Genomic DNA, 7047 nt, shown 5'->3' with positions numbered 1-7047 from the left:
GGTCAGCCGATGAGCTGCCTCGCCGCGCTCGCCGTGAGGATGAACCCGATGACGGCGAGGCCCGTAAGCAATGTGGGGCGGAAGCGCTCCGGCGCGATGCGCTCATAGACGCGCTTGCCGACCTCGACGCCCAACAGCGATGCGGGCAGCAGGATCGCCGACTGAAGGAGAATCTGCGAGCCGAGCCCGCCCGTCGCTCCGAGATAGCCAAGCGCGAGAATATCGATGACGAAGAAATAGAGGATGATCGACCCGCGCAATCTCGGCGCATCGGGAAGTCGCGCGGAGAGAAACAGCACCGCAGGCGGCCCGCCCATGGCGAAGGCTCCGTTCATGAAGCCCGATAGGCTGCCCGCGGCAAGCGGCATCCATCGCGCGGGCCCGAGCGTGAGCTGTGGCGCGGCGAGCATGGTAAGCGTCGAACCCAGAATGGCCACGCCGAGCAGCATCTTGCAGAGCAGCACCGGCAGGCTTTGCAGCATGATGATGCCGATGACGGTGCCCGCCGCCGCGCTGACGACCATGGGGCTGATGACCGGCCAGGCGGTGTTCTTGAGTTCTCTCGGAACGAGCTGGAGCCCGAGCGCCAGTTCGATCACCAGCACCACCGGCACGAAGACCTGCGGCGGCAAGAGGAGAGTGAGGCCCGCGCCGGAAACGATGGCGAAGGCGAAGCCCGACCAGCCCCGAACGATGCCTGCCACGAACACAACGGCCATGCAGGCCGCCAGTTCGATCATGCCGAAAGACCACATTTCTGGCTCCCGCCCTGTTTTTCGGCGCGACGACTATACCTCGTCGTGAAAATGTGCAACTATAATTTCATTCCCATGAAACGATTTTCATTCGAGATCGCGTGTCTGAGCCGAAAAAATCACAGCCCGGCCCCGGGCCATCGCCATCCGGCGATCCGCGCATCGGCGACCAGATCCGCGAGCTTCGCAAGGTGCGGAACTGCACCATCGTGGAACTGGCCGAGCGGATCGGGCGTTCTGTCGGCTATCTCAGCCAGGTGGAGCGGAACATCTCGTCCGTCTCGATCCCGACCCTGCAGAAGATCGCCGACGCGCTCGGCGTTCAGGTGAGCTGGTTTTTCCACGGCGGCAGCGAGGCGCCGGAAGAGGAGCGCGGCTTCATCGTCAGGCGCGGCAATCGCCGCTCGCTGACCTTCGGCGATACGGGGGTTCACGAGGAACTGCTCTCCCCCAACCTGTCGGGTCAGCTCGAACTCATCATGACGACCTTCCAGCCGGGTAGCTGGACGGGCGAGGAGGATCGCATCCGCAAGGGCGAGGAGGCGGGCCTCGTTCTGGAAGGAACGCTGGAACTCTGGGTCGAGGGCCAGCACTTCGTTCTGTCGGAAGGCGACAGCTTCGCCTTTCGCCGCTCCGGCCCCCACCGTTGTCATAACCCCGGCAAGGTCGATACGCGCGTCCTCTGGATCATGACGCCGCCCTCCTACTGATCCGCCCTCCTGCTGATGCGGCCGACGCTGCGCCCCCTATGCGGCCGATGGCGGGCCGGGTTACAAACACCGGTCATTCCCCTGCGGAGACCCACACATGCCCATTTCGCCGGAAATCAGGCAACGGGCCGAAGCCATGAGTGCAGCCGAACGCGCGGAGTTCGCGGCGCGGCATCCTGTCTCCCGCCGTCTGGCGGAGGAGGCGGGAAAGCATTTTCCGGGCGGCGTGCCGCTCCACTGGATGCTCGATTGGGAGACGCCGTTTCCCCTCTTCGTGCGCGAGGCGCGGGGCTCGACCGTCATCGATGTCGATGGCCACAGCTATGCCGATTTCTGCCTCGGCGATACGGGCGCCATGTTCGGCCACTCTCCCGCACCCGTGGCGAAGGCGATCGCCGAACAGGCGGCGCGGGGGCTGACGGCCATGCTCCCCTCCGATCTCACGGCGGAGGTGGGCCGGCTTCTCTCCGCGCGCTTCGGGCTTGCCTTCTGGCAGGTGACGGCAACCGCGAGCGATGCGAACCGCGCCGTGGTGCGCTGGGCGCGCGCCATCACCGGCCGGCGCAAGGTTCTCGTCTTCGACGGCTGCTATCACGGCCAGGTCGAGGACGCCTTCGTCAAGCTCGAGGGCGGTGTGACGAGGGTGAAGCCGAGCCTGCTCGGTCAGGTGCAGGACATTGCCGCGACGAGCGTTGCCGCGCCCTTCAACGATCTCGACGCGGTGGAGAGGCTGCTTTCGGCTGGCGACATCGCGCTCGTGCTCACCGAGCCCGCGCTCACCAACACCGCCATGGTACTGCCGAAGCCCGGCTTCATCGAAGGGCTCCTTGCCGCCGCCCGCCGCCACGGCGCGCTCGTCTGCCTCGATGAGACGCATACCATCTCGACCGGGCCTGGCGGCTTCACCCGCGCTCATGATCTCGATCCCGATTTCTTCGTTCTCGGCAAGCCGGTCGCGGGCGGGCTTCCCGCCGCCGTCTTCGGTTTCACGGCGCGTGTGGAAGCCGAGATGCAGCGCGTGCTCGGCACGAAGGCGCCGGGCTATTCCGGCATTGGCACCACGCTTTCCGGCAACATGCTGGCGCTTGCCGCCATGCGCGCCTGCCTCGCCGAGGTGATGACGGCCGATGCCTACGCGCATATGACGCGGCTCGCCGAGCGCATTGCGGAGGGGCTTCGCGGCGAGGTTGCCCGCCGCCGCCTGCCATGGACGGTGACGCAGATCGGCGCCCGCGCCGAACTCGTCTTCTCCGCGCGCCCGCTCGAAAACGGCGCCGAGGCCGCCGCCGCCATCGACCATGCCGTCGAGCGCGCGATCCATCTTTTCCTGCTGAACCGCAATGTGCTCGTGACGCCGTTCCACAACATGACGCTCGTCGCGCCGACGACGAGCGAGGCCGATGTGGAACGGCTCGTTTCCGGTTTCGGCGAGGCTTTGTCCGTGCTCTGCGGTGAAAGGGAGTTGTGAGGATGGCGCGTGCGAATGAGAAGGAAGCGGCGGATTTTCTCGCGGCTCATCCGGAGATCGTTCAGTTTCAGGCTTTCCTCACCGACCCCTCGGGTGTCGCGCGCGGCAAGGTGCTGCGGCCGGAGGAGCTTCCCGGCGCCTATCGCGATGGGCGGCCGCTGCCCTGTTCGATCGAGTCCCTCGACATTCTGGGCGCCGACGTGCTCGAAACGGGGCTCGTCTGGGAGGAGGGCGATTCCGATCGTCCCTGCTTTCCCGTCGCGGGCACGCTGACGCATGCGCCCTGGCACGATGTGCCGACGGCGCAGCTCATTCTGGAATCCTGGGAGCGTGATGGTTCGCCGACGCCGGCCGATCCGCGCCATGCGCTTGCGCGAACGGTCGCCGCGCTCGAGGCTAAGGGCCTCAGGCCCGTCGTCGCCATCGAGCTTGAGTTCTATCTGATCGACCGCGAGGCGGCGCTTGCGGGCAGGCCGAAGCCGCCCGCCGCGGCCAACGGCTTCGCGCCGTCCCATCTCCAGGCCTATCTCATGCAGGATCTGGAGGACTTCGCGCCCTTCCTCAATGACGTCTTTGCCGGCGCGAAGAAGATGGGGCTCCCCGCGCGCACGCTCATTTCGGAATATGCGCCCGCGCAGTTCGAGATCGTGCTCGAGCATCGCGGCGATGCGATGCGCGCGGCGGACGATGCCGTTCTCTACAAGCGGCTGGTGAAGGGCGTTGCCGACCGCCACGGCTATGTCGCCACCTTCATGGCGAAGCCCTATGCGGAGCTGTCGGGCAGCGGCATGCATGTGCATGTCTCGCTCGCCGATGACGGGAACCCAAATCTCTTCGCGGGCGAGGGCACGGCGCTCACGCCGCATCTGCGCCATGCGATCGGCGGGCTCGAGCAGACCATGGCGGAGAGCATGGCGATCTTCGCGCCGAACGCCAATTCGTTCCGCCGCTTCCGCCGCAATTCCTATGCGCCGCTCGCTCCCGCATGGGCTTTCGACAATCGCTCCGTGCCGCTGCGCGTGACGGCGGGCCGGCCGGAAACGCGCCATCTCGAGCATCGCGTCTCGGGCGCGGACGCAAATCCCTATCTCGGGCTTGCGACGGTGCTGGCGGGCATCGCGGAAGGCATCGACAGGAAGATCGAGCCGAGCGCGCCAATCGTCGGAGATGGCTATGGGCAAAAGGAAGCGACGCTGCCGATCAACTGGTGGCGGGCGCTCGAAGTGGCGCGCCGGTCCGATTTCCTGCGCGAGCGGCTGGGCGAGCAATTCACGAATATCTTTCTCACCATCAAGGAAGCGGAATGCGACCGCTTCTTCGCTTCGGTGAGCGATCTCGATTTCGACTGGTATCTGAGGAACGCCTGACGCATCAGGGCCGCATCTCGGCGGCAAGCGCTCAATGGCGCGAGGCCGCCTCGCGTTCCATCGCAAGTTCCGCCTTGAGGCTTTCAAGGTCGCGGTAGATCGAAGCGACGGCGAGCACGCGGCCCTTGTGCTTGTATTTCAGCAGGCAGTCTCTGGCCTCGATGCTGCCTTCGGTTTCGATCTCGTCCCATTGCTCGGCATGGCCGACATAGTTGATCGGCACGTCGTAATGCTGGCTCCAGAAGAACGGCACGGCATCGAATATCCGTGCCTCTCCGAGCATGTTGAGGGCGGCCGTCTGCCCCTGACGCTGGGCCACGGCCCAGTGCTCGACGCGAATCTTCTGCCTGGAATGAGGGTCGGGCCAGCGCGCGATGTCGCCTGCGGCGTAAATACCGGCGATGCTCGTTTCGAGATGGCCGTTCACCGCTATGCCCCGGTCGAGCGCGAGGCCCGCTTTCTCGGCGAGCGCAAGGCGCGGCCTGACCCCGACACCGGCGACGACGACATCGGCATCGAGCCTGCCGCCGCCCGAGAGCGTCACCCTTCTGCCCTCGATGGCAGCCACCGTCTCGCCGAGATGGAAGATCACGCCATGTTCTTCATGCAGGGTACGGACGAAATCGCCCATCGCCGGTCCGAGTACGCGTTCCATTGGCCGCTTCTCCGGCGCCACCACATGCACCTCGATGCCGCGGGCGCGCAGCGACGCCGCGACTTCGAGCCCGATGAAGCTCGCCCCGATGACGAGGGCACGCTTCGCGCCTTCGGCGGCGGCGATGATGGCGCGGCAATCGCCAAGATCGCGCAGCGTGTGCACATGGGACTGTTCCGCGCCGGGAATGGGGAGCCGCACGGGCTCGGCGCCCGTTGCAAGCAGAAGCCGGTCGTAGCCGATCCTTTCGCCGCCTGCGGTCATGACATGGCGCGCATTTGTGTCGATCGAGGCGATCTCGGTTCCGAGCCGCAATCCGATACGTGCTTCCTCATAGAAATTGTCGGGCTGTAGCGGCACCCATTCCTCGGGTGCGCTGCCGGCGAGATAGTCCTTGGAGAGGTTCGGCCGGTCGACGGGCGCTGCCGCCTCGCCGCTCAGTATGGTGATGGTGCCGGCGAAGCTCCGCCGCCGCAGCATTTCGGCCGCGGCAAAGCCCGCCGCGCCGCCGCCGACGATGACGATCTTTTCCGGGGCGGAGGCCGGGGCGTGCGCACTCGCACGGCGTTGGGGCTGCGCGAGCTTCTCTCTCACGAAGACGCGTCCGTCCCTCTGCTCGACCCGCCAGCAGGCGAGCGGGCCGAAGGCAGGCGCGCGCGTCGCCTCGCCCGTGCGCAGATCGAAACAGGCATGATGCCAGGGGCAGCGAATGCCCTCGCCATCGACGAGCCCTTCCGCCAGCGGCCCGTGATAATGGCTGCAATAGGCGTCGATCGCGAAAATCCCGTCGCCTGCGCGCACCAGCAGAACGTCCTGGTCACCGACATGGCCGAGCAGTTTTCCATCGGCAAGCGCGGAAAGCGCGACGCCGCGGGCGAGGTCGGGGCCGCTGGGTGTTGGCTGCTGCTCCGTCATCTTTTCCTCCCCTGGCGACCGGCGGGCGGTCCCTTCATGGCAGAAAGACGGTTGCGAAGGCGGAATGGTTCCCATGTCCTTCGCGCAAACGAGCATAGCCCCGCGACGGGCTGCCGCCATCACGGATTCGCACCATCACGGATTCGTATGGGAGAGGCGGCGCTTCCCCGCCCAGGGGTCAATGGGCGGGTGCGCCTTCGGCCCGCGCCGGGCTCTCGCCCTCGTCCCGCTCCGCCATGAGCGCCATGCGCAGCCCCTCCCGCGCCGTCTGCAGGGCGGGTGAATCCGGCTGGGCGGAAGAAAGCGCGTAAATGGAGAAGGAGAACTCAGGCGCGTTCGCCACGCGATGGAGCCTTCCGCTATCGAGATGGGGTTTGACGGCGCGTGTGCGGAAATAGCCGCTGCCGCCAATGGTGAGGATGTATTGAAGCGCGAGCGGCCCGAGCCCCACAAACATGCCGGCGTCGCGAAGATGCGGAAAGACGATCTCGTGATGCGCGGCGAAATCGGGGCCCCAGTCGACATGAATGTAGTCGCCGCTCTGCATGTCGCTCGCACCCCGCTCGGTGCTGACGGCGATGAGCTTTTCTTCCAGCAGCAATTCGAACTTCATGCCCGGCCGCTGTGAGGGCGCGTACATGATCGCAAGATCGAGAACACCGGTCTGAACCTTCTCGATCAGCCGCTCGCCGAGATCGACATGGGTTCTGAGCGCGATCTCCGGCGCGTTCCGGTGCATCCAGATGAGCCAGTTGAGGAGCAGCGGGTTCCAGAGGCTGAGTTCGCCGCCAATGGTGACGATGGCCTCGCGCCCCGGCGGCAGCGCGACCTGCTGGCGCGCCCGCTCCCAGATCTGCACCATCGAGGCCGCATAGCGGATGAATTCGTTGCCCGCAGGGGTGAGGCGCGCCCCCGCCTTGTTTCTCACGAAAAGGCTCCGCCCGAGCTGTTCTTCCAGTGCCTTGATGCGGGCGCTGACGGCCGTCTGGGTGATGTTGAGCCGCTCGGCCGCCCTGACGAAACTCCCCGTCGCAACGACGTCAAGAAACGTGCGTGCCAGGTCAATATCCATTTCTCACCAAAAATATTGAGCTTAAGCACGAATAATATTCGTTTGCGGGCCTATAAGCCAAGTGCCACTTTCCATTTCGCGACGGGGTATTGGTCATAACCGCCG

General features: G+C 65.9%; 6 protein-coding genes. 3 read left to right on the top strand and 3 right to left on the bottom strand.

All coding sequences use genetic code 11. The features are described from left to right. Window positions 1-2 precede the first annotated feature (2 nt). A complete protein-coding gene (locus PKA57_RS08985; protein ID WP_324299694.1) occupies window positions 3-755 on the bottom strand; it encodes a sulfite exporter TauE/SafE family protein in 753 nt (250 codons plus the stop codon). 101 nt (window positions 756-856) lie between these two features. On the opposite strand from PKA57_RS08985, the gene PKA57_RS08980 reads away from it, so the two are divergent. From PKA57_RS08980 to PKA57_RS08970, 3 genes are all read left to right on the top strand, one after another. Next, window positions 857-1465 (top strand): cupin domain-containing protein, encoded by a 609-nt coding sequence (locus PKA57_RS08980; protein ID WP_324299692.1) that lies wholly within the window; start codon window positions 857-859, stop codon window positions 1463-1465. Between the two features lie 97 nt (window positions 1466-1562). Beyond that, complete coding sequence (locus PKA57_RS08975; protein ID WP_324299690.1) at window positions 1563-2933, top strand: aspartate aminotransferase family protein; 1371 nt, start codon at window positions 1563-1565, stop codon at window positions 2931-2933. A 2-nt stretch (window positions 2934-2935) separates the two neighbouring features. Next, complete coding sequence (locus tag PKA57_RS08970; RefSeq protein ID WP_324299687.1) at window positions 2936-4300, top strand: glutamine synthetase family protein; 1365 nt, start codon at window positions 2936-2938, stop codon at window positions 4298-4300. 31 nt (window positions 4301-4331) lie between these two features. Here PKA57_RS08970 and PKA57_RS08965 read toward each other — a convergent pair whose 3' ends face one another. Together PKA57_RS08965 and PKA57_RS08960 are read right to left on the bottom strand one after the other, a co-directional pair. Beyond that, window positions 4332-5870, bottom strand: coding sequence for an FAD-dependent oxidoreductase (locus tag PKA57_RS08965; RefSeq protein ID WP_324299685.1), 1539 nt, complete (start codon window positions 5868-5870; stop codon window positions 4332-4334). Between the two features lie 178 nt (window positions 5871-6048). Next, window positions 6049-6942: a LysR family transcriptional regulator gene (locus PKA57_RS08960; RefSeq protein ID WP_324299684.1), complete on the bottom strand. Its 894-nt coding sequence runs from the start codon at window positions 6940-6942 to the stop codon at window positions 6049-6051. Window positions 6943-7047 lie beyond the last annotated feature (105 nt).

Origin of the sequence: Parvibaculum sp., from assembly GCF_035325945.1 — a bacterium.
Classification (GTDB): Bacteria; Pseudomonadota; Alphaproteobacteria; order Parvibaculales; family Parvibaculaceae; genus Parvibaculum.
The sequence above is the reverse complement of the archived record's forward strand: the minus strand, read 5'-3'. Positions and strand labels throughout refer to the sequence as shown.

Coding starts and splice junctions, on each gene's coding strand:
- PKA57_RS08985 (WP_324299694.1), bottom strand. CDS start 755: ATGTGGTCTTTCGGCATGATCGAACTGGCGGCCTGCATGGCCGTTGTG.
- PKA57_RS08975 (WP_324299690.1), top strand. CDS start 1,563: ATGCCCATTTCGCCGGAAATCAGGCAACGGGCCGAAGCCATGAGTGCA.
- PKA57_RS08970 (WP_324299687.1), top strand. CDS start 2,936: ATGGCGCGTGCGAATGAGAAGGAAGCGGCGGATTTTCTCGCGGCTCAT.
- PKA57_RS08965 (WP_324299685.1), bottom strand. CDS start 5,870: ATGACGGAGCAGCAGCCAACACCCAGCGGCCCCGACCTCGCCCGCGGC.
- PKA57_RS08960 (WP_324299684.1), bottom strand. CDS start 6,942: ATGGATATTGACCTGGCACGCACGTTTCTTGACGTCGTTGCGACGGGG.